At 69.1% G+C, this 22,013-nt stretch carries 5 protein-coding genes; 2 read left to right on the top strand and 3 right to left on the bottom strand.

The features are described from left to right. Positions 1-574 precede the first annotated feature (574 nt). The gene (locus AB0J04_RS25870) at positions 575-1,207 is read left to right on the top strand and encodes a hypothetical protein (protein WP_363170932.1); all 633 of its coding nucleotides are present in this window, start codon (positions 575-577) and stop codon (positions 1,205-1,207) included. A gap of 440 nt (positions 1,208-1,647) precedes the next feature. On the opposite strand, the gene AB0J04_RS25865 is transcribed toward AB0J04_RS25870, so the two are convergent. Next, positions 1,648-2,169 carry a cupin domain-containing protein gene (locus AB0J04_RS25865; protein ID WP_363170931.1) on the bottom strand — a complete coding sequence of 174 codons (522 nt, stop codon included), beginning with the start codon at positions 2,167-2,169 and terminating at the stop codon, positions 1,648-1,650. 251 nt (positions 2,170-2,420) lie between these two features. Between AB0J04_RS25865 and AB0J04_RS25860 the strand changes: the two genes are divergently transcribed. Then, positions 2,421-3,089, top strand: a complete 669-nt coding sequence (locus AB0J04_RS25860) for a TetR family transcriptional regulator (protein WP_363170930.1) — start codon at positions 2,421-2,423, stop codon at positions 3,087-3,089. A gap of 216 nt (positions 3,090-3,305) precedes the next feature. Here AB0J04_RS25860 and AB0J04_RS25855 read toward each other — a convergent pair whose 3' ends face one another. Together AB0J04_RS25855 and AB0J04_RS25850 are read right to left on the bottom strand one after the other, a co-directional pair. Continuing rightward, positions 3,306-4,637: a ricin-type beta-trefoil lectin domain protein gene (locus AB0J04_RS25855; protein ID WP_363170929.1), complete on the bottom strand. Its 1,332-nt coding sequence runs from the start codon at positions 4,635-4,637 to the stop codon at positions 3,306-3,308. Between the two features lie 613 nt (positions 4,638-5,250). Beyond that, on the bottom strand, positions 5,251-21,993 hold the full coding sequence (locus AB0J04_RS25850) for a toxin glutamine deamidase domain-containing protein (protein WP_363170928.1): 16,743 nt from the start codon (positions 21,991-21,993) through the stop codon (positions 5,251-5,253). Positions 21,994-22,013: the final 20 nt, after the last annotated feature.

The raw sequence follows: 22,013 nt of genomic DNA, 5'->3' as shown, positions 1-22,013 counted from the left end.
ATGATCACCGGTCTCGTGCCTGTGCTGTTGCTGCGTCAACTCCCGCCGGACGCAGACGATCTACGCGATCCCGGAACTTGCAACCGCCCTGCCCGCCGAGCCCGGGAATGCTTCCACGGGAAATCGATGCCAAGCCCCCCGACACCGACTGCATGAGGGGGCTCCGCGGAATCGAGCACAGACGGGCAGGTCCAGACGCCCTTTCGCGCCGTTGCCAGCCCGCCGCTCTGCCTGGGTCCGCCGGCTGTTCCTACATTCGGGGAAGGCGCCACCGACGCAGGCCGCGCCACCACTCTTTTCAGGAAGAATCGACGCGATGGACGTGAACGCGAGCTCGGCCCCAGGTCCGGCAGTACTGCCTCGGCGGATGCCGGGCGGTGCCGAGGTACGGGTGCAACCGGCCCCACGGTCCGTTGCCTGGATCAGCCCGACGGCCGGACGAGGCATCGCCCTTGACCGGGTCCTGCTGTGGAATATGTACGGTCAGCAATATCGGCAAGCAATGACGCTCATGGCACGGACGCTTCCACAGTCCGCAAGTACTTGGGGTGGTTCTCGCAACAATCGAGTCGGCGTGCTCGCCGACCTGGCTGCCGTCCGTCTGTACCTGGCCGAGGAATGGATGTGGCTCGACCAAGCGATACTCGAAGGGGCGAACGGTGCGCATTTGCCGCTCGCCCGTTGCGTGGCATCAGGTCTGCGTAAACTGCCGTATTACCGAGGTCCCGCGATGGTGCAAGCCGGCACGGTTGGATTGGTGGCGGATTGGTTTCGCCAAAACCGATTCGTGGTCGATTGGGGCTTCTGGACCGCTTCGACTGCGGCAGCCGCACGGAGCGGGGGCGGCCCGGGGTTCCTGGTGTGGTCGCTGACCGGGCGTCACCTGGGCACCGTTGACCAGGACGACCCCGACCGGCTCGTCTTCTCTCCCGGCACTCGTTTCAAAGTGCTGCAGGTCACGGAAGGGCGGCGGCCCGTCGTACTGATGCGCGAGTTGTTTCCCCGGGAGCCCACTGAGCAGCGCCCTGCGGGGGCCGGCATCGACCACACCAAGTGGCTCGACGAAAGCACAGCGGCAGAGCTGGAAGGCGTGATGACGGCACGGCCCGTAGCGGGCGATGCCGATACCACGGCTCCGCGCGGCCGGCTTCCCGGGCTGGTCGTCACGACGACGTCCCAGGGATCACGGGTCCGTCGGCCGACGTGACGGGCGAGCTGTCCGCAGGCCTGTTCCGTTGTCGCCCAGACATCACCGGACCGGGCTCGCGCGACAACCGCGGAAGCGGGCCATGGGCACCGGCGCCAGGTGCCGGCGCGGTTCACCAAGGGCCGGTGCCGGCCGTGTCCGGTCCGCGCCCGGTGCACAACATCCCGCGAAGGCGCCCGGAGCGTGGGCTTTCCCCCCACGAGAACTCCGCGACCTGCACGTCCGCGTCCGCGCCGAACAGCAGAGGCCCGCCTGGCAGGGCCCGGCATGCGGTCCGCTCCGGAGTGGAGGGCACCGTCAACGAGTTCGCCCATGGACAGGTCGATTCCGCGACGCCTGGGTACGCGCCGGGCCGTCGCCGGCCTCACCCGCGACATGTGAGGGCGAGGCCGGCGACAGCCGATTCGGCGGACGCATCCGGGCGGAGCGCTTGCCGCGACTCAGTCCCAGTCGTGGTCGGACGGAAGGAGCACTATGTTGTGGGCGCCCAGGATGTCCACCAGTTCGTTGAACTTCTCGTCCGGCCAAGGCTCCGGATTGCGGTCCGTCTCGCCGTGGGCCAGGAAGAAGGACTCGGGCCCGGCGGGCGTGTAGAAGACGAGGAGCCTGGCCGGCTCCGAGCCGGTGTTCTTGAAGGCGTGGCGCGTGCCCTTGGGGATGTACACGAAGTCGCCGGTGCCGGCGGTGATCTTCTCGTTTCCGTTGATGAACTCGAACTCCCCGGACGCCACGTAGAAGGCTTCATCCTCCTTCGAGTGGATGTGCGGAACGTTGCCGTGGTCGGCCTCGATGAGACCGTCCATGAAGGCGAAGGCACCGTCGGTCTGTTCTCCCGTGACCTTGACCGCGAACGTCTCATGCCCGGTGAGTCGGACGACGCCCCCGTTCTCGCGGACGATGAACCCATTGGCAGCCGTCCATACGGGGTCGTCCTTGTCCGGGAGCGGCAGGTTGAGAGCCATGCTGTGATCCTTTCCAGCGGTGTCGTCGACGGGCGAAGCACGGGTGCGGTGACCGCTGCGGTTGCGTCTCCTCGGGCCTTCTCCCGCTCCCTCCGCTCTCTCGTCGAACGGACGCACCTCGCCACTTGATTGATCGTAAGTCATTGAATGACAATCAACCAAATCGTTTCTCGACGACCGGCCGGGATTCGGCAGGTGATCTTGGAATACGCTGGGAGCAGGACAAGTCGACCCGCCGGGAAGGATCAGACGTGCCCCAGCCCGTCACAGGCAAGCCACCGACCCAGCGGCAACTGGCAGCCCAGGAGACCCGCCAGAAGTTGCTGCGTGCCGCGTTGGCGAACTTTTCCCAGCGCCCGTACGCGGAGGTGACCGTCGGGGACATCGCCCGTTCGGCCGGGGTCGCCCACGGACTTCTCTCCCACCACTTCAACGGCAAGGAGAGCCTCTACGCGGAAGCCGTGCGCGAGGTGGACCGCCGGCTTCGCGCGGCCACGGAGATCAGCCCCCACGGGCCGGCCGTCGAACGCCTGCGCAGGCATCTCGCCGCTCATCTGCAATTCCTGGCCGAGAACGAGGATGCCGCCCTGAACCTGATCCTGCGCCGCGCGGAGACCGGCGACCTGGCCTGGGAGTCCTTCGAGGCGACACGCCGGGAGGGGGCCGGCGCGATCTGCGAACTGCTCGGCCTCGACGCCGACGAGCCGGCGCTCCAGCTGTCCATGCGAGGCTTCGGCGCCGCCTGCGATGAAACGGCACTTCTCTGGCTCAGGACCGGCCGTCCCTTCGACATCGAAGCACTGGTCGGCGTCTGGATCACCTTCCTGTCGGCCGCCCTCCGCGCCGCCTGCGATCTCGCACCGACTGCTGCCCTCACAGAGGCCCTTGAGGAGTTCCAGGAGGGGCACCCCCGCCCTTGAGGTGATCCGGACTCGACGCCGAGATCGCCGTCAGACGCCCTTCGTGTCCGGCCGTATCGACCTGGCGCTGTACGTTTCGAGAAGTCCAGCGCGTTCACGCCGCGCCGTTGCGCAAGGACGACTTGGTGCAGCCGAGGGGACACGTCGGCCTCGGTCCGTGCAGAGCCCTTCGCCGACCCCCGGCACCTGTGCGACCCAGCGAGAGCCTGCCAGTGGTCAACGCTTGCTCCACTTCTGGTTGTCGGTGCCGGCGCAGTCCCACAACTGGAGCCCCGTGCCGTTGGCGGTCCTCAGGCCCTGGACATCCACGCACCTGTCGGCCCGCGGGTTGACCAGGTCGTGGGCGGCGTTCAGCCGGAACTGCTGGGCCGACCCACCGTTGCAGTTCGCCAGCTGGATCACGGCGCCGTTCTGCGTGGAACCCCAGGCCACGTCCATGCACTTCCCCATGGAGCGGACCGTCCCGTCTGACTTGAACTGCCACTTCTGGGCGGCGGAGCCATTGCAGTCCCGGATCTGGAGGGGGGCACCGTCCCGGCTCGTGCCGCCGCTCACCATGATGCAGCGGTTCGAGGCGTGGCTGAACACGGACACCCCGGCGGCGGCGACCGCCGGGGCGGTAGTCGATCCGGACTGCGCGTTCGCCGCGGGCGAGGAACCGGATCCCGACACGTCCCTGCGGGCCGTCGTGGACGCCGACGGGGCGGAACTCCCGTCCGCGGCAGGTTTCTGGCCGCCCGGTGCCTTCTCGCCTCCGGGCGCGCTACCGGGACTGTCGGAGGGACTCGGGCTCCCCGCGCCCACTCCCCCAGCGGTGCCGGCGGTGCCTCGCGCGCCATTCCGGGTGGGTGCGGCGGAGCCGAGGTCGGCCGGGGCGCCGCCGTCCGCACCTCCGCTGAGGACCGTGCCGTCCGTCGGTGCTGCCGAGGTGCCTCGGGTGTCGTCACCGCCCCCGCTGACCAGGAACGGTACGGCGAGCAGGGCGACACCGGCGATGGCGGCGCCGGAAAGGAGGCTCTTCCTGACACGGCCCGCGTCGTCCCTGGTCTCCGGGGACATCTGGTCCCCGGCGGCCGAAGCGCCGGCAGCCACGGCGACCGCCGTTTCCTCCGCCGACGCCGTCCGGGCCACAGCTTCGGCCTCCCGCTCCTCGGCGGCTTCCGCGGCGGCGGCGGTGCCGGCTTCCGTCGCGGGGTCGGCCGCGTGGCGGCGGAGGCCCAGGGCGAAGAAGCGCCTGCCGCGCCGGGCGGGTTCCCCGAGGCCGGGATCCGCCTCGACATCCGCGGCAGCAGGGTCCGCGGCGGATGCGGCGGTGTCGGGTTCCCCGCGGTCCGGCGTCGTATGGTCCGGCGTCGCGGATTCGGGGGCCGGCGAGACGGGGTCGCCGGAGGCGGGCTCGGCCCGGTCCGGCCCGGACGTGGACTGCTGGGAGTTCCTCCCGCGCGACGAGACCACCGCGGAGCCGCCTTCGGCGGACGTACGTGCGATCGCTTCCGGCGCGGCTGCCTCGGGTGACGCGGCAGAGGCTGTCGAGGTGTCCGCGGACATCCGTGCTCCTCATGTGAAATGTGGACTGGTCAGCTGTGTGGATGCCGTCCGATCCCGACAAGACGCCCAAGGTGGTCTACGCGCCGACCCGCCGGGGCGTCTGCTGTTCCGCAGCGGTGCGATCCACCTCGTCCTGGACGCCCGCGAGGCGGTGGAGCCGGCCCCGACCGGGGCGCGTCGGGGGAGGTCGACGCGGGCTCGCTCAACACGGGGGGGGAAGGGCGAGCCCGCCTGTGAAGAACCGTAGTGGAGCGGCCGCGGACCGAACGGCGCCCGATGGCAAGGACAGAACGATCAGGAAGCAGCACTTTCCCCTTTGAGCACTCAGCTGGTTCCGATGGGCCATCGATACGAGCGTTGCCGCACCCCTGGGGAGCACTCGTCGTGGGCCGTTGCCGTCCACTCTGCTGTGTTTCACGCACGACGGCTTGCTACATGTACGTCGGCGGTAACGACGTCGCTTCCGGCGCTCGTCGCGTGGCCCGAGGCAGCCCGCCGCCACGAGGGACTGCCACAGCGTCCGGCGGAGGACGTCGGCGAGGCGGTCCCCCGCACCGCCGGAGGTCTGCCCCGGTTCAGCGTCAAGTTGAGCCCCGAGCGCCTGCCACACCCTTCATCCGGGCAGGGCACCACGCGGTGCGTCTCCCGCATCCGCCGGCCCCTGCTCGGCCTGCTCAGTGCGTTCCGGTTCCTGCGGGGGGTCGGACTGAGGCGCCGGGCCGGCCTGTTGCGGCTGTTCGCCCGCAGAGTCCTGACCGGGCGGCGTCTCAGTGGTCCGGAAGATCATGTTGCCGACGACATAGCGGATGCCGTCCGGACCGCTGACCGTGAAGACGGCGACGGCCGACACCACGTGGCCGATCGCGCCCTGTTCGGCACCGGCCGCCGTGGTGCCGAACCGCAGGATTCCGCGCTGTCCCGAGCTGAACGTGACCGACTGTCCCGCGGTCACCAGCTCACCGGCAATCGGTCCCGGGAGCCCGAGCCGGTCCGTACCGGCGCCGCCCAGACCGAGGTTGGGGGAGACCGTCAGCGACGGACCGATGGTGAGTGTGGCCTCCGTGGACGCTCCGTCGATGGGGATCTCCACCCGGTCGATGGCGGTGTCCACGCTGTGGGACAGGCTCTGCGGGGCGTAGAGCCTGATCTTCACCGAGGTTCCGGCGGTACCCTGCCGGCCCAGGAACGGAGCCGTGGCTGCCGGTGACAGGGGGGTGTCCAAGCCGGTCGCGGCGATAAGGCCCAGCCGGATGAGCATGCCCTCCAACGACGTCGAGGTCTCCACCTCGGAGCCGAGTGCGTGGTCCACTTCGCGCAACGCCATCGCGAAATGCGTCGTACCGTCGAAGTCGTAGACGCCGAAGGGCCTCGTCGGCAACCACGTCGGCGTGCCGTGCAGCAATGTCCGCGTCGCCACGGGCACACCCATTTCGACGGCAACAGCATCGGACGGCGTCGACGGCTCCGGCGCCGCCGTCGGGTCGTCGGTGTAGAGCCCGGCTTGCAACGGGCCCTTCACAGCATCGGGTCGTGTCGGTGCCCCCTCACCCACCCGGGGCGTCTCGGAGCCGTTGAACCGGATCCTCACCTGCGCCGACCAAGTGGGGTCGTCCGTCTGTGTCGCCCCCTGCGTCAGCAACTGCAGTTGTTGCCCCGCCTCAGCCCCGGTCAGCGCGTGTCCGAGACTTCCCAGCCCCTGGACCGCCAGCAGCGGAAGCCGGACGATCAACGCCTCCGTCAGGAACCGCGATCGGACGGACACGGTGTACTTGTATCGGAGGACGAACTCGGTGGTGTCACCGGAGCTGCGCTGGTAGCTCCTTCGTTCGCGGGAGGAGGTGACGGCCTCCGTGCCCTCGCTGAGCCGGTTCACGGCGAAGGCCGGTCTGACGCGGTGGTCACCCAGCCGGCCCATCGGTGTGAACTCCGCCAGAACGCCCCTCGCAATGGTCAGCGCGTGCCGGGTCGACCCCGGCACAGGGAGCAAGGAGCCCTCGCCGTTGTTCCGGTTGTACATGGTCTCGATACCCGCGCCGCTCAGAGCGAACCGGCCTGTGGCTTTGGGCAGGTCGTCGTCGGGCCGCGCGTTCAGTGTCACCGAGACGAGCTTGGGGCCGAGCCACGAGCGGTAGACGAAGTGGAAGGAGGTCCGGGCCTCCGGGCCCGCGTGGGCGATGGCGTTCATCCCGTAGCCGGTGCCGTGGTCGTTGATGACGGACAGCACGCCGGGCAGGTACACGGGGCTTCCGGGCCTGGTCACGCCCGGAGCGATCCCCTCGACGGCGCCTCTGATCACGTGCTGGAACGAGCCTCCGTCGCGCCGGCCGACGGCGGTTCCGTCCCCTGCGGCGACTCCGGCGGCAACGGTGGCGGGGGACGGGGCGGCAGGGGACGGGTCGACCTGCATCACCACGCCGAAGCCCATGGACCTGTTCTGCTGCCTGAACCATGCCGGCAGCAGACGGTCCTTCTCCGGCCGCTCGGGCAGCTCCGGGGTGCCCGCCACCTTGAACTCGGGGTATTCGAGCAGATCGTTGTCGGTCAGCAGCAACTCCACGGCGTCCGGCACCTCCACGATCCTGGCGTCCTCGGCCGTGCCCTCGGGAAACGCCGTCGTCCACACCACGTTGCGCGATCCCACCCGCACGGTGACCTCGTAGGTGGCCTTGGCGCTGAAGCGGTGCGGGACGACGCCGTCCTCGGTCGTGATCCGATTCGCGGTCGTGACGTCGGCCGTCGTGTCGCTCTGTGTGCTCTGGCGTTGCCCCACCAGTTTGCCGGACGGGACCAACCTCCGTGACGTACCGCCGTACTCGGCCGCCAGCCCGACACCGTACTCGTGCCTGCGGTTGTCGTTGACGGTGTGCGTGGCGCCGTCCACGGCTCCTATTTCGCGTTCCATGTACATCGCGCTCGGCGCGGACAGCCGTCTGAGGTCGGTCAGCCGGCCCCGGACCTCCACCATGATGTCCGTCCCGGCCAGGACACCCGACGTACCCGCACCTTCCACCACGTACGAGTCTCGGAAGAGCCGGGGAGCGTGGTTGAGCATGTGGAGCGGCGAGAAGGCCGCTGCGAAGACCTCCTGCGCCATGCTCTCCGCAGCCCGTTCGTCCTCTCCCACCATCAGCCGCCTGGTCCGCCGGAGGGCGCCGCCGGCCTGGTCCGCGGCCCAGTGCAGCAACCCGAGGCCGGAGTTCAACGGACTGGCGCCCGACGGCGGATCAGCCTGTGCGGCGGCGGTCCCCGTGGGTGCGGCAGGCACTTGCGCTCCGTCGGCGGCGGGAACTTGCGGTACATCAGCGCCGGGCCCTTGCGGTACATCGGCGCGGGGAACTTGCTCTTCGTCAGCGGCGGACACTTGTGCTCCGTCAGCGGCGGGCTCATCGGGAAAGCCGCCGGGCATGGCGGGCCTGAGCACCGCCGCGGCCTGTTCCTGCGACTGCCTCGCCTTTGCCGCGAGGGACTCCAGCATCTCGTTGACGGCCCGGTGGACGGCGTGACCGCCTTCCACACGGTCGGGCATCGCCGTCACGGGCATCCGTACCGCGCCTGCGGGACCGTCTGCGTCCTCCGGGGTGATCCGCCGTGGACCGGGAGGCGGCAGCGGTACGGCGGTGTGGGCCTCTGCCAGGGTGCGATAGGTGGGCACGGCCAGGAACACCGAGCCGTCCCCGGACCACGGCGGAGGTACCGCACCGTGGCTCCACGAGATCTCCATTCGGTAGGTGACCGGAACCTTGAAGATCTGCGTTCCGTCGGCCATGGGACTGACCACGATGTAGTCGCTCGCCGTTCCCGATTTCGCACCCGTCACCACCGAAGGCTGCCGCGTGTAGCCGTATTCGGCGGTAGCGCCCTGCAACTCGCGGTCGCCCACGGCGTTCAGCGGGTTCGTCAGCGAGATCTCACCGCGCCCGCTGAGGGAGAGGGGGCTGTGGTTGAACTGTTCCTCGCCGGAAGTGGCGATGCCCGTGACGTTCATGGTCTGAACGGCCTCGAGCGCCTGCTGGTGGACAACGCCGCCGTCCACCGCGCCCAGGTCTCGGCGCTCGGCGGTGATCCGTACGGAGACCCACTGGGTGTCCGTGGCCGTGGGCAGCTTGAACCGCATCCGCTGACCGCCCTGGACCATCTCGTCGAACCCGGCGCGCAGCGCAGGATCGGAGCGGACGAGGTTCAGTTCCCGCAGGTTGCTCAACCGCTGTGTGTGCAGGGCTTCTTCCGTGAGGAACGGTCTCGCGGACAAGGCCTCGGCGGGCGGCAGGAAGCCTTGGTCACCGAGCCAGGCCTCGAGAACCTCGAAGAGGCCATCGGCGCCGTCCACCTTCGTCGGTACGGCGGATGCTCCGACGGACCGCAGGTGCAGGAGCTCTGGGGGGAGATGGCGCTTCTGCGGCTCGGACTGAACCGGGACCGTGGCCGCGGAGGGGACTCGCAGCACCACCGAGTGGTTGACCTCGGCCTTGAGCTGTGACTGGTTGGTGGCCTCAAGAGCACGCCTCGGGCCTTCCGGACGGATCAGAGCGACTTCGAACTTCACCATGGCGCTCGTCTGGAGCAAGGGCTCCTTGGTACGCAGCGTACGCGCGACCTTGGTCGAGCCGCCCGACTGCAGGGTGTGGGCGAACTGATGCTGGACACCGCCCTGTCCCGTCACGGTGGCGCCCCTCGGCTCGACCCCCGTGACCGGGTCGAGCGCACCGGTGCCCAGGGCGAGCGTTACCGCGAGGGAGAAGCTCGCCGCGTTGCTCACGGATGCGCTGCCGACCGTTCGCACCGAGCGGACGACAAACGGTTCCAGCGACGACTTCTGAGTGGACGGTCCTATCACAGCGCGGTCGAACAGAACCGCCTTGACCTGCAGCACGCCGAGGACGGAACGGCTCTTCGTGTACAGCGTCGGCGACATGTGGCCCCCGCCGTACATGAGGGGCAGGTTGGCCCGCAGCGAGGTCTCCCCGAAGAACTGCGACAACTGGTGAAGCGAGTTCTCGGAGAGCGTTTTCAGAAGCGGGATCGAGTTCAGCAGGTTGTTGAGGAGAGTCCCGGCGTTGGGCACGTTCTCCACGGCGAGCAGCGGTACGGAGTTCACCAGCGTGTCCAGGTCTGCCGCCTGCCGGGCCGGATCCTTGGAGCCCCGCGCAGCCGCATCGGTGCCGTCCGTGTCGACGAGGTGCTGGGGGAACCACACGGTGAGCCGGTCCCCGGCCACGCCCACGTCCCCGTCCGGCGCCGGTACGGGTGGCGTCCACTGCTGTGTGTAGGCCAACGCCTCGCTGAGGCTCTCCGTCACCTTGACCGTCCATCCCATCCGGTACGCGAACGGCCACGTCCGTTCGGCGTTGCGTATGACCGTCATCGGCTGCGTGGTCGCCGACGTGGACATGCCGGTCGTCATCTGGTTGTAGACGAACTGGATACGAGGGGTGAGCGTCACCCTCCTGAACACGCCCTCGTTCGTGGCCGACACGGTGCGCGCGTACTCCACGGGCACTGTCCGGAGATCGCTGACGTTGACGAGCTCACCCGGCTCGGTGGCGGCGAACACGAAGCGCTGCGTGTTGACGGGTGGCCCGTCCGGCATCTGCTCGATGCCCGGATCTGCGGGTTCCGGGTCAGAGAGCGACAGCCGAAGGACGACGTACCGCTCCCGGCCTCTGTGCGGCACCATGACCGGCAGACCGCTGTCACTGAGCAGACGTGCCCATTCAGCGCTCAAGGCCTGTTCGTTGAGGACGGCGCCAACGTGCGTGCGCAGCGCCTGGTCCCGGCCGGTGGCGCCCTCGACCTCGCTGATCACCTGGTCCCGCAGCCAGGTGATGGTCTGTTGGGGCACCGGTCCGACGAACGTCATCATTCCCGTCACCCCCTCGCGGCCGAACCGCGCCACGGCCGGGCTCGACCGCCGCCGCACGGGACCGGCGGACGGTGCCCACGCTGCCTCCGGCGGGCCCCCGGGCGGTTGCTGCGGCTGTGGTCCGGACTCGTCCCGGTCCACGGCGGGCGCCACGACGCCCTGCTCCGTGGTGCCGGAGGAGTTCTCCGACTCCGTGTCGGACTCGGCAGCGGGCCCGGTCTCCGTTGCGGATTCCGCCTCGGCGTCCCTCGCGTCCTCCGACGGGGCGCCGACCGTCGCCTGGGACCAGCGGAGCTCCGCGCGGACCAAAGCCTCCCCGGCCGCTCGGGACAACGTGTCTGCCCGTGCCACACCCTCACCGCCGGCATCGGACGAGGTACCGACGCCCTCCTCCCGGCGAAGCGCTTCCTCCTCCCGCCACTGCCCGGCAGCGGCCAACGCGCGCCGCGCCTCCGCCACCGCCGCAGACGCCTCCTTCACATCCTCCGCATACCTCACGGGCTTCGGCTCCACCGGGGCATCCATCGAATCTGCGCGCCCCTTGCCGTTGCGCGGCGGGGTCCTCACGCCGCCGTCAGCTGCATCCCGTGCATCCCGCACCACGGCCGCCGGCTCAGCACGCTCCGCCCCGGCATCCCCCGGTGTCGGCGGAGTGAGGATCCCCCGGCCCTGGGCCAGGCCCTCACCATCGGGCCCAGACGCAGGCTGCTCCGGTATCGGCGTGAGCCGCCCCCGGGTATGCGACGGCACGTCGTTCGCCGGGACGGCCGGTTCCCTCAGGGCGTCGGCGGTCGGGGCGGTGTCCGGTTCCGGTGCGGTACTGCGGCCCCCGGGGCCGTTCGGCATTGCCGCCACCATGGGGAAGAGCTCCGGACGGCGCGTTGCCAGATGGTGGGTGCCCAGGAGGCTCAGCCCGAGCTCCCGCACCGTCGTCGTTGCCGCCAGCTGCGCCTGAGCGCTGGCGCCGAGATCGAGGGGCAGGTCTGCCACGTCCGAGTAGGCCACCTGTACGGCCAGGACCCCCGGGGAAGTGAGCAGCTCACGCAGCTCAAGCGGCAGGTCCTCCTCCGTCAGGGGCTGCCGGGCCGGGGTTTCGGGAGCCGTTTGACCGGGTCGGTCCTGCGGAATCGGTTCCGGGCCCGCCGGGGCGCTAGTGCCGGCGTGGGTACCTGTGGCAGCCCCGCCCCCCGCATCTGTGACCTTGCGGAGCAGCGAGTCCTCCACGAAGTCCGCGCCGTCCTGCGCACCCCGCGTCACCGGCACCGGCACCGGCACGGGGCCGTCCCCCGGCTGCCGCTCGCCGACCGGCTCTGGCAGACGGGTGTCCTCGGAAACGACGATGTGGGCGGTGGCGGTCTCGGGCTGCGCCATGGGTGTCGCTGTCCGGGACGGCACGTGCTCCACGGTGGGAAGCGCCGTCGTCATGTCCTTTGGCTCCGCGACCGCCTGACCGTCGGCGGGAAGGGACGACATGGGCTCGTCCACCTGGCGCGGCTGTGCCGTGGCGGCGTCCGGCTGATCCACCCCGCCCGGAGCCGCAGGCTCCGGTGCTGCGGCGCGCTGTGCTGCCTGGCGCTGACCGGTGGAGAGCCCGGACTCCGTCGGTGCCGGCTGCCCACCAGGGGGATCCGCCGGCGGCGCTTCGCTCCTCGTCACCCGGACGTCGGCGAGAAAGCCCCCGCGCAGGCGTTCCCGCAGGTCGTCCGTCAACTCCGGCCCGGCTGCGACATCGATGCGAGCAGCGGACGGCACGGCCTCCGGGTCTGTCGCGTCGGCAGCGTTCGCGGCCTCGGTATCTCGCGGTCTGGTGTCTGTCTCTCCCTCATGGCCCGATTTTTTGGCTGTTTGATCCCGGAGGCGTGTGAACTCCTCAAGCCGAGCTGGGGGCATGACGTGCTCGTAGGTGCCGAGTTGCCGGGTCAGGGTGGCCAGGCGCTCGGCTGGCGCGTTCTTTTCGAGAGCCTCCCGCAGTACGGCGAGCAGACCGGGGACCAAGGAGTCGTCCGTGTTCGCCATACCGATGTAGGGCTGTCGCCCCTGTGGAGCGTGCGACTCGGCTGCCGGGGCCGGTGCGGCGGACAAAGCGGTCGGCTGCTGTTGGGGGACACCCAGCACCGCGTCCATCTCGGCCCGGGCCGTCACGACATGCGACCGGACGTCCGCTGATATCCCCTGCGCGATCTCGGCCTGGTACAGCGTGTCGCGGACGCCGCGGAGCCGCTGCCAGAGCCGTGGAGGCAGCGGTGTGCCCATGATGTGCTGGGTGATCGCGTCCGCGATCATCTGACGTTCAGGCCGGGACATCAGCGGCTGGAACGTCCCCGAGGGACCGGGCGCCGTCAGTTTCCCGAGCTCCGGGAGGAGCCATGCCATCCTCTGCACCAGGCTCTGGTCGAGGATGGCGGCCGCGGTGGCCGGAGCGAGTCCGCCGCTGCCGCTCTGAAATCGCTCGGCCATGCGGTACGCGTGGTTCGTGGCCGCAGCGAGCTCGTCGAACACAGCCCTGACGGATTTGTCGTCCATCAGGTGCGAATCCGTAAGCCGCGGATGGTTTGCGTGGTCGGGGATGAAGTTCCTGAGCTCGAGCAGTGCCAGTGGCAGTACGTTCCCGTTGCTGGTGTCCAACTCCGCGAAATCCTCCATGCCGACCGTGTCGAACTGAGTGATCGTGGCGCCTTGGCGCGTCACCCCGCGGATCGTGGCGACCAGATAGTCCATGTGCGGCACCTTTTTATGTGTGGTCCCGTTCATGATGTTTCGTGTGTCGATCCATACCTTCATTTCGTCCGCGTAACCGGCGACCGTCTCGCGCAGAACACTCTGGAACCGCTCGACGATGAAGCTCTCGTTGTCTTGCAGGAAGGACCTGACAGGCCCGCTCAGCGACCTGCGCAGCACGTGGAAGGGATTTCGCAGCGCCGCCGGGAGCCTGTTCTTCACCAGGCCGCGCCTGAAGACCCGCTCACGGAGGGGGGACGCCGACACGTGGCTGAACATCAGCCAGGCGTAGCCGTGCAGCTCGTCCACACCGGCGACGCCGGACAGGTAGGGGAGTTGCTCCGCCCGCACCTCTCGGCCCAGCAGCTCGAACGCGAAGCGCGCTGTGAGATCGTCGGCGAAATCGCTGGCCGCGGCCGCCGCCTTCGTCAGGGAAGGCAGGGCGAGTCGGTCCTGCACCAGCGCCAGCAGGTGACTTACGCCACCGATGGGGACACCGACGGTGAACTGGGTGTACGCGGCGTGGTACTTCCCTGCCGGTGACGGGTAGACCACCACCTCCTGGCCCTCAGGGGTGATATCCCACCCCTCCCCCGCGGGCAGGAGCTCGTCCAGGGGAATCTCGCGACGCTCGTCGTCGGTCCTGCGCAGTAGGTGACGGGTCCTCACGTGCGCAGCCATGCCGTCATGTCCGGACAGTCGTCCCGATTCGCCGGGCAGAACCCCGAGCGGCAGGGACACCAGCTCGGGGATGGGAAGTTCCCTCGCTATCGGCTCCTCCTGGCCACCCGCCGCATCGACGGCGTCCAGCCGTGAATAGAACCACCGACCGTCACTGAGAGTGTAGAAGTCGTCGTGATCGACTACCAGTTGCTGCCCGTGGCGGACGTTCCGTGCCAGGAGCGCGCCGTATTCCAGGTTTCCGCCGACCAGCGGATGCAGATCCTCGACCTCCAGGCCGATGGCACCGTACTCGTCGGGGGTCTTCGGCGAATCGAGGAGGGCCTCGGCATCCGTGTGCGGCACCGACGGCCAGCGGCGCAACGCGTCCTCGACCACCCGCCCGCTCGCATCGACGACCACGGCTCGCGCACCAGCGGCCGCCGTGCCGGGCCCCGCGGTGCGAACCCGTAGGCCACGCTCAGGAGCCTGCGGGTCAATCCAGTGCACTCCGTCGGCGGAACGATGCACCGCGAAGGCATGTCCGGCTCCCGACGGCCTCTGGACAAGGATCAGAGCGGTCGCCCCGACGCCCGCCTCGCGCACAGCCTCCACGAGCGACTCCCACGAGCCCACCCGGCCCCAGCCTGGACCACGGGCGAAACGCTGCTCGGTACCAGGTGTCCCGACCGCGAGGTCGTCCAGGGCGGTCGCGGGCCGGATCGCGTGACGGGCCGACAAACGCCCGCCACTGTCGTCCCCTGCCGGATACAGCTCCCCGGCCAAGGCATCCAGAAGCAGCACACAATTGAGCACGGTCGGGCTGGATTCGAAGACCGACACCTCCACGTCGGCATCCCGGGCTACCTGCTCGATCGCCTTGGCCACCGCATCCCGCAAAGCCACCGCCGCCGGCTCCGGTGCCGCGGCCCGCTGCGTTGCCTGACGCTGGCCGACGCCGGGCCGTTCCGGGGCCGCCGACGCGTCGGCGGTGTTGCTGTCGTCGAGGAAACGCTGGAAGCCTGCCCGGTTCTCGTCCCTCAGACCGGAGGCCGCCCCGGTGGGGCCCGCGACAGCTTTGACGAAGGGTGTGCCAGGAACGTGCTGCCGGGGGAGTTTCCCTACGCCCGGCCCTTCGGTGTCGACGACCGGCTGCCACGCCGGCTCGTCGCCGACGCCCCGGCGGATGTCTGCTGACTCATCGACAACGGGCTCGGCGTCGGCGGTGGGCTGACGGCTGCCTTGGGCGTCGGGCTCGAAGGGGGTGGGCTCGTGTGGGGCCGGCGGATTGTCATCCGTGGGCTGCCCCGCGACCGGCGAGCTGGTGTCGACGGAAGGGGCGGGGGCAGGTGGGCCGAGCGGACTCGGGCCGGGCGTCGCACGGGCCGTGGTGATCGGACCTGTCCAGGCGCCGAGGGCTGTCTCAAGGCGCTGGATGAGGTGTGGGTTGGGTGGTGTGGCGGCTTTGGCGTCAGCGAGTGCCCTGGCAAGGCCGTTGCGCATGGCGTCGTCGGTGCGGGCGCCTCCGATGAACGGGCTGCCGATGTGGCTGCCGAACTGCCAGATGGGTTCGGTCTGTTCCGGGTCGGCCGGTTCTGCGGGCGGAGTGCGGAGGACGCTCAGCACGGCCGCTATGAGAGCGGGATCCGGCGCCTCAAACAGGAACATGTCGTCCCGGGCGATACTCAGGATGTCGGTGTCGGTGATGGTGCCGGTGGGGGGTGAGGCCTGGAGGACGAGGCGGACCTGCATGACCAGGGATGCCAGTCGCGAGGTGGGCATGCTTGTCTGGCCGACGTCGGAGAAGTCCCATCCGGTGTAGAGCCCGATGACGTCGAGAACGTCGTGCCTGGTCAGGTTGGGGTGGAGGACTGCGGCTAAGTTGGCGAAGGCCTGGCTGTCGGGCATGAACACGCCGTCGGACCCTGACGCGATCTGTCCGGCTCGCTCCTCCCCCACTGCCTCGTACAGGCTTGTCACTGCGGTCTGCCACTCCGTCAGAGGCACGGGGTCCCAATCGGCGCCGGTGTCGGGGAGCTGCGGAGCATGGATGGCCACGGGCGGGAGCATGCTCACCTGCGCGGCATCGTCCATGGCCAGGCCCCCGAACGAGTCGTCCATGGTGATGTCCCTGGGGGTACCAGACTGCTCCGGGGGGCCGCCATCATGGCTGAGGTCCTGGTAAGCGTCGGGGTCGGCGTTGGCGGGGGCTGGGTGGGTGGCGTGGGCCGGAGTGTGTGGTCCGGTGTCGCGGTCCGCAGCGACGTCCTGTGCGACCTGCTGTGGCGAGAGTCTCTTCTGAGTGCCTGGCTGCAAGCGAAGAAACAGCGCATTCGCCTCATCCATCGAAGCATCCACATACCAGGCCCCAACAGCACCACCAGACATTCCCGGAACCTGCCCCCGGACCTGACCGCCCCCCACCCCCAAGCCCGCATCAGCATCAACGCCAACACCAGCCACATCAACACCGTCCGGTGACGGTTCCTGGCCCTCCTCGGCAGCAAAGCCGGAGTTGGAACCCCCCGATGTGGCCACGTCCTCGGCCTCCGGCAGCATCGCATCCGGCCGGGCCGGATCCCACGCGACCGGCGCTGGGGCGTCCCACGTCATCGAGCTGCCTGTGGTGTCCCGTGCTGTGGCGGGGTGCATGCCGGTGTCCTGCTCGGGTGGCAGGGAGGTGGTGCGGTGAGTGGTGATGATGTGGGCTATGTCGCGGGGGGCGTAGTACGGGGTTCCTGAGCGGAGAGCCTGTGCGAGTTCTTGAAGGTCGGCTGGGTGATGGCCGAGGTCGGCAAGGGCGTCGTTCACCTGACGCCATTCGATGAGTTTGTTGAGGCCCTCGAACCAGTCGGGCAGTTGGGGTGTGTCCGGTGCCAGGAGGTAGGCGGGATCTGCGGCGGCGTAACCGATTTCCCACAGGGTCAGCGGGGGCCGACCCGCGGCCTGGAGGGGTGAGGTGGTCTGCCGCCAGGCGATAACGGCGGTGGCCTGGTCTACCGGGGTCAACTCCCGGGTGCCGGCCTGCGCTTGCAGGTGTTCGTTCTCTTCGGCAGTGACCGGGTCCTGGCCCCACAGCACCAGCAGATCGTCAGCACTCAACCAGTTGAGTGCATCACGGTCCAGGCCGGTGACCAAACTCCGGTCGGGCCGGGCTGGGGACCAGTGTTCACCGATCGGCCGTCCTTCTCGTACCTGGAACTGCCGGACCAGATGCATCACCGGACCGGTCTGCCCGGTGGTGAACACCGACTCCTCCGGCGCACCAGTCGCCGGGACCGCGACCTGCACCACGCGAAGCCGGACATTCCAATGCAACGCCGCGATCACGGGGGCCACGTCACCAGCGGTGCTCTGCCATTCCCCGGGCCGGGCCATCAATTCCGCAAACCCATGCCGGTGACTGTCAGTGACACCACCGCTGAGCTGCAACTCGGCAACAGCGACCTGTATACGCTCCTGCCACGAAAGCTCTCCCGCACCGGTGCCACTGGCACGCCTGGCCAACGACTCCGTCACATGCTGCTCCAGCGCAGGCTCCAGATGCGGCCACAGCTGGCGCTGCCCGGGAGGCTGCCGCAGATCCGCGACAAGTGCTTCGGCGATCTGTCGCCGGACCTCACCAGCCGACCACACCTGTCCGTCTACCTGCGGCAGCAGCTGTGCGAGCGACGACATGAAACAGTCTCCGTCACCTGGCACCTCCCCCATCCGCAGACCATGCCGCGCCGCCACCGCCACCGCCGATGCGGAATTGACGGACGCGGGATAGTGCGGGGCAGAACCGTGGGCCGGTCCTGCGGATGGGTCCTCGTGCGGCACGGTTTCGTCAACCTGCCCGTGAGCGAGATCCACGCCCTTGGAGTCGCCGTCCGGGCCCGGGCCGGAGAGGCTGTCCGCGGGGCTGCCGTCGCGTTCCGGGGCAGGACTGGGCACGCCCGGATTTGTGATGTCGGGCGTGGACGCGGGAGTAATCCTGGGGTGGGGGGCGTAAAAATCGTCCTCGCCCGGTGCCACCTGATCCCAGGTCTGCTCTTCCTGAACCACCGGGGCATGCCTTCGACGCACCACCTGATCCCAGGTCAAGCTGGAATGTCGGTCCTGGGCCGCCTCCTCATAAGCGCGTTGCACCTCCTCGGCACTCACCCCACCCAAGAAAGCGTCCAGCGCACGCCACGTCCAGACGAGTTGAATCCCTGCCTCCACGTTCATGAAATCGTCCGCGCTCAGCACCCGGTAAGCCGTCTCGACCTCCACCTCACTCAACGGACGATTATTGGCGGACCCTGCACTCATCTCACGCCAGGCCCCGATAAATTCCGCCGCGACCTCCACTTCCGCAAAAAGGGGCCCCAACACCCAGTACGCCGTTATCACCTCATCAGGACTCACCGTATTATCAGGGGCGAGTTGCGTGTTCATCCCACGCCAGACCTCGATAAAATCCATCAGAGGCCCCGGCCGCTCTACAACATCATCAGCCACCTCGAACAGCTCAGCGACCACCTGCCTCTCCCCATCACCCAGCACCAGACCGACGCCCACAGCACGCGCGCCCTCCCCGGGAACCAGACCGGGAGCAGGGTTCTGCAGCATTTCTTCGATGTGCCATTTTCCGTCGTTGCGCTGGGCAACCGAGAATCCCACCTCCTGCAAAGCCTTCTTAAGCACGGGAGAGAAACCGGCAACCCCCTGCTGCCTCCTTTTCCGATTATCGAACCAATTGCCGATTCTGAAATCCCCGCCGCCATAGGGCTCCGTGCCGCCCTGCGCGGGAAATCTCCCCTTTCTCCCCTTGTTCTCTTCCCGGTCATAGAAACTTACGATCAACTTGGCGACTTCCTCGTCACGAAGAGAAAGCCTCACAGGATTACCCGCATTACCCTCTATATACCATTTCCCGTCGTCGCGTCGGGCAACCGAGAATCCCACCTCCTGCAAAGCCTTCTTAAGCACGGGAGAGAAACCGGCAACCCCCTGCTGCCTCCTTTTCCGATTATCGAACCATTTGCCGATTCTGAAATCCCCGCCGCCATAGGGCTCCGTGCTGCCCTGTGCGGGAAATCTTCCCTTTCTCCCCTTGTTCTCTTTCCGGCTGTAGAAACTTACGATGAACTTGGCGACTTCCTCGTCACCGAAGTCGGATCTTTGCGGTGTGGTGGCGGCGACTTTCTCTGCGTGGTGACGTGTGTGAATTCGGAGAATTTCTTCTGGCGGGAGGGCGAGCCCGTAGGTCCGGTAGATACCCCGCCAGACATCCTCGAGGGTGATGTTGTCGCCTTGTTCCAGTTGGGTGGTGATTGCGTTCACGTGTGCCGGCTCGAGCGAGGCGAACTGCGCTCCGTCCGTCCAGGAGGACTGCTGGTAGGTCGGGGGCTGGTGCCACAGATGTCTGGCCTGGTCACCCATGGTGGCTTCGGCTCGATCATCAGAAGGGGTGGCGGAGGCCTGCCCGTCGACGTCCATGGGCGTCGGGTGCCGGTCATCGGGCAGCGAGCCGGGCGCGGCAGAAGTCCCAGCGCCCGGTGTGCTTCCCACGGTGCTCGTGTCGCGCCCGTTCCCACGGCGGGATCCCCGCCGCTCAGGGCGGTCCGGGACTCCTCCGAGCAGGGGGAAGACACGGCCGGAGTCGATGAACTGGTGGATACCCCGAGCCCGGCTCTTCAGGGGCTGGGAGTCGATCGGCCTCATCCGCGGGTCGTCGTAGGCCTGGGCCACTTGTGCTGCGATCTCCTTCTTGGAGAGACCGTCGAGGCGAGAAGGTCCGTGCTTGGAAAGGAAGAACTCGTTCAGCAGATCGTTGCGGTCCTCCGCCGACAGACGGTCCCAGGGCGAGTCCTCCCCGCCGCCACCGTTGCCGGGCTCACGATCGGTTCCGGGGGTGCTGTCGGCGACGAAGCGCTGGAGACCGCCCCGGTCGTCCGCGCTGCGGGCCGAGCCAGTGGGGGCGCTGTCCGCGGACGCCGCGGGAACAGCGCCGGCGGGGCCGGTGGGGAGGCGGTCCGTCACGCGGCCCGGGGAGGCCTGTGTGGCGGGAGACACGGAAACCAGGTTGAGGGCGGAGGGGGCCAGGAGGCCGTCGGCCGCTTCTGGGGTTTCGCCGTGCCGGGTGAGTGCGGGCTCGGCCGCGGTGGTGTCCGCCTGAGCGGTGGGCTGGGTGGCCCGCCCACCTGTCCCCGACGACGGGAGGGAAACGGTCCGGTCTGGGGCGGCGGTCCTGATCTGCCGGGCGGCGGTATCCGCTGTGTCGGAGGCGGAGCGTCCGCCGCCGGGTTGGGTGGTTGTGCCCGAGGGAGTGGCGGAGTTTCCAGGTACGCCCGTTGCGGTCCCGGCCGCCCCGTGGGCGCCCGGGGCAGTGGCGTTCCCGGCGGTGTCGTCCGTCTCGGCGGGCGGCGTGGTGGTCTCGTCCGTCCCGGAGAGGGTCTCGGCGGTCTCGCGGGTGCCTGTGCGGGTGTCGGCGGCCCCGGGGCGGCTGCCGGCTGCCGGTGTCTCGGGGCGGGTGGGCGAGCTCTCTGCCCGGGCGCCGGAGGCGGAGTCGGTGCGGGTTCCTGACAGTCCCTCGGTACGGGCGGCGGCAGGGGTCTCGATGCGCGGCCCCCTGCCGGAGGCACCTGCGGTGGCACGGGACTCGGTCGTATCGGGTGCCGTGGATGCCGGCCCCGGCGAGGTGGTGCGGAGGGTGCCCGTCGCGTGTCCCGAAAGGTCGCCCGCGCGGGGCGGAGCGGGCGTGGTGGTCGTGGTGGTCTGCCCCTGAGGCGTCACCGCCGTGCCCGGGGCCGTGGCCTCGTCCGGGTCGAGAACCGTCTCGTCGGGAGTGTGAGGGGTCCCGTCTGGGGCGTGCAGGAGCTGGTCACGGTCGTCGCGGGTGGTCTGGCCTCCGGGGAGAGGGGTGCGGCCGGACGCGGTACCGGTGGTGGTGTTCGCGCTGGTACCGGTCGTACCAGGGGTCTGGCCCCGGCCGGCGCCGCGGACCGGGGCGCCCCCGAGGGTCGTGCCGGCCGTGGCGGTGTCGGCCTGTGGGGGACGGTCGCCCGAGGCCGATCCGCCGCCTCGGGAAACGGTGTCCCCGGAAACGGTGTTGACGGTGGACGGGCCGAAGATGTTGCGCAGGGACGCGCCGAACTTCTCCGCTCCCCGTTCCGCGCCGCCCTCGACCATGGACATCACGCCCGAGCTCCAGAACGTGGACCAGTTCCACACGAACCCCTGGCCGAACGCGCCCATGACCAAAACCTCGGCCACGGTCTCCGAGAGGCCGTCGACGACGAAGGAGTCGCCCACGTCCACCGCATGGCTGCCCAGTCCGCGGCTTCCCCTCCCGCCTGCCGATGGCAAGACGTTGACCGGCCCCAGGCCCCCGGAGGGCGGGTTGCGGAACAGGCTGTCGATCCCACCGCCATTGAACACGTCCGGATCGCCCAGGTCGCGGAGGTTGCGGGTGATCAGACCGAGCCCGCCGCCCAGGAAACCGGCGACCCCGCCGAAGGCGGCGCCCATCCCGACCGCACCCCAGTCCACATGATCCGGGCGGTACTCCCGCGGACCCCCCACCATCAGGGCCAACCGCACGATCAACGTCTGCAACGCCTCGTCCGCCGCCCCCGTCAGCAGCCCCAAGTACTGCTGCGCCCGCGACAACATCACGGCCAGATACGTCAGCAGCGTCGCCCGGCTCCGCGCCGTCGCCCGCGGCACCTGGCTCGCCGCCGACCCCCCGGTGAAGAACGCCACCAACAAAAGGATCTTGATCTCAAGGATCAGCCGCACCAGCTCGGCGAAAATACTCCACTTCGTCTCCGTGATGTCCAAAGCCATCCGGAGTCTGCCGTCCGCCACCGCATCCATCTCCCCGGCGAACTCCCGCAGATGATTCACCCCACCGTCATCGGTCAACGACCGAATCGCCGTCAGAAACGACCGCCCCACCGACGCCGGCAACGCCTGAGCCGTGTACTCGGACGTCGTCCGCAGCAGATCCGAGAAATCCCGCAACTGCCCCGCCAACTGCCTGAAGCCGTGCTCACTCGCCGCCGCCAGGTCCTCGTTCGCCTGGGGGAACGGCTGGCCAGCCACCACCATCATGAACGCCCGCATCTCGGGCGACAGCTCAATAGCCATGGCTCACCAACCAGACTTCG

It is taken from the genome of Streptomyces sp. NPDC050263, from assembly GCF_040655955.1.
In the GTDB taxonomy this organism is placed as follows: Bacteria; Actinomycetota; Actinomycetes; order Streptomycetales; family Streptomycetaceae; genus Streptomyces.
Note: the sequence above shows the minus strand (reverse complement) of the source record. Positions and strands in the feature narration are given on the sequence as shown.

What these genes read in the sequence shown, in the direction of transcription:
- AB0J04_RS25865 (WP_363170931.1), bottom strand. Translation starts at nt 2,169, where the DNA reads ATGGCTCTCAACCTGCCGCTCCCGGACAAGGACGACCCCGTATGGACG.
- AB0J04_RS25850 (WP_363170928.1), bottom strand. Translation starts at nt 21,993, where the DNA reads ATGGCTATTGAGCTGTCGCCCGAGATGCGGGCGTTCATGATGGTGGTG.
- AB0J04_RS25855 (WP_363170929.1), bottom strand. Translation starts at nt 4,637, where the DNA reads ATGTCCGCGGACACCTCGACAGCCTCTGCCGCGTCACCCGAGGCAGCC.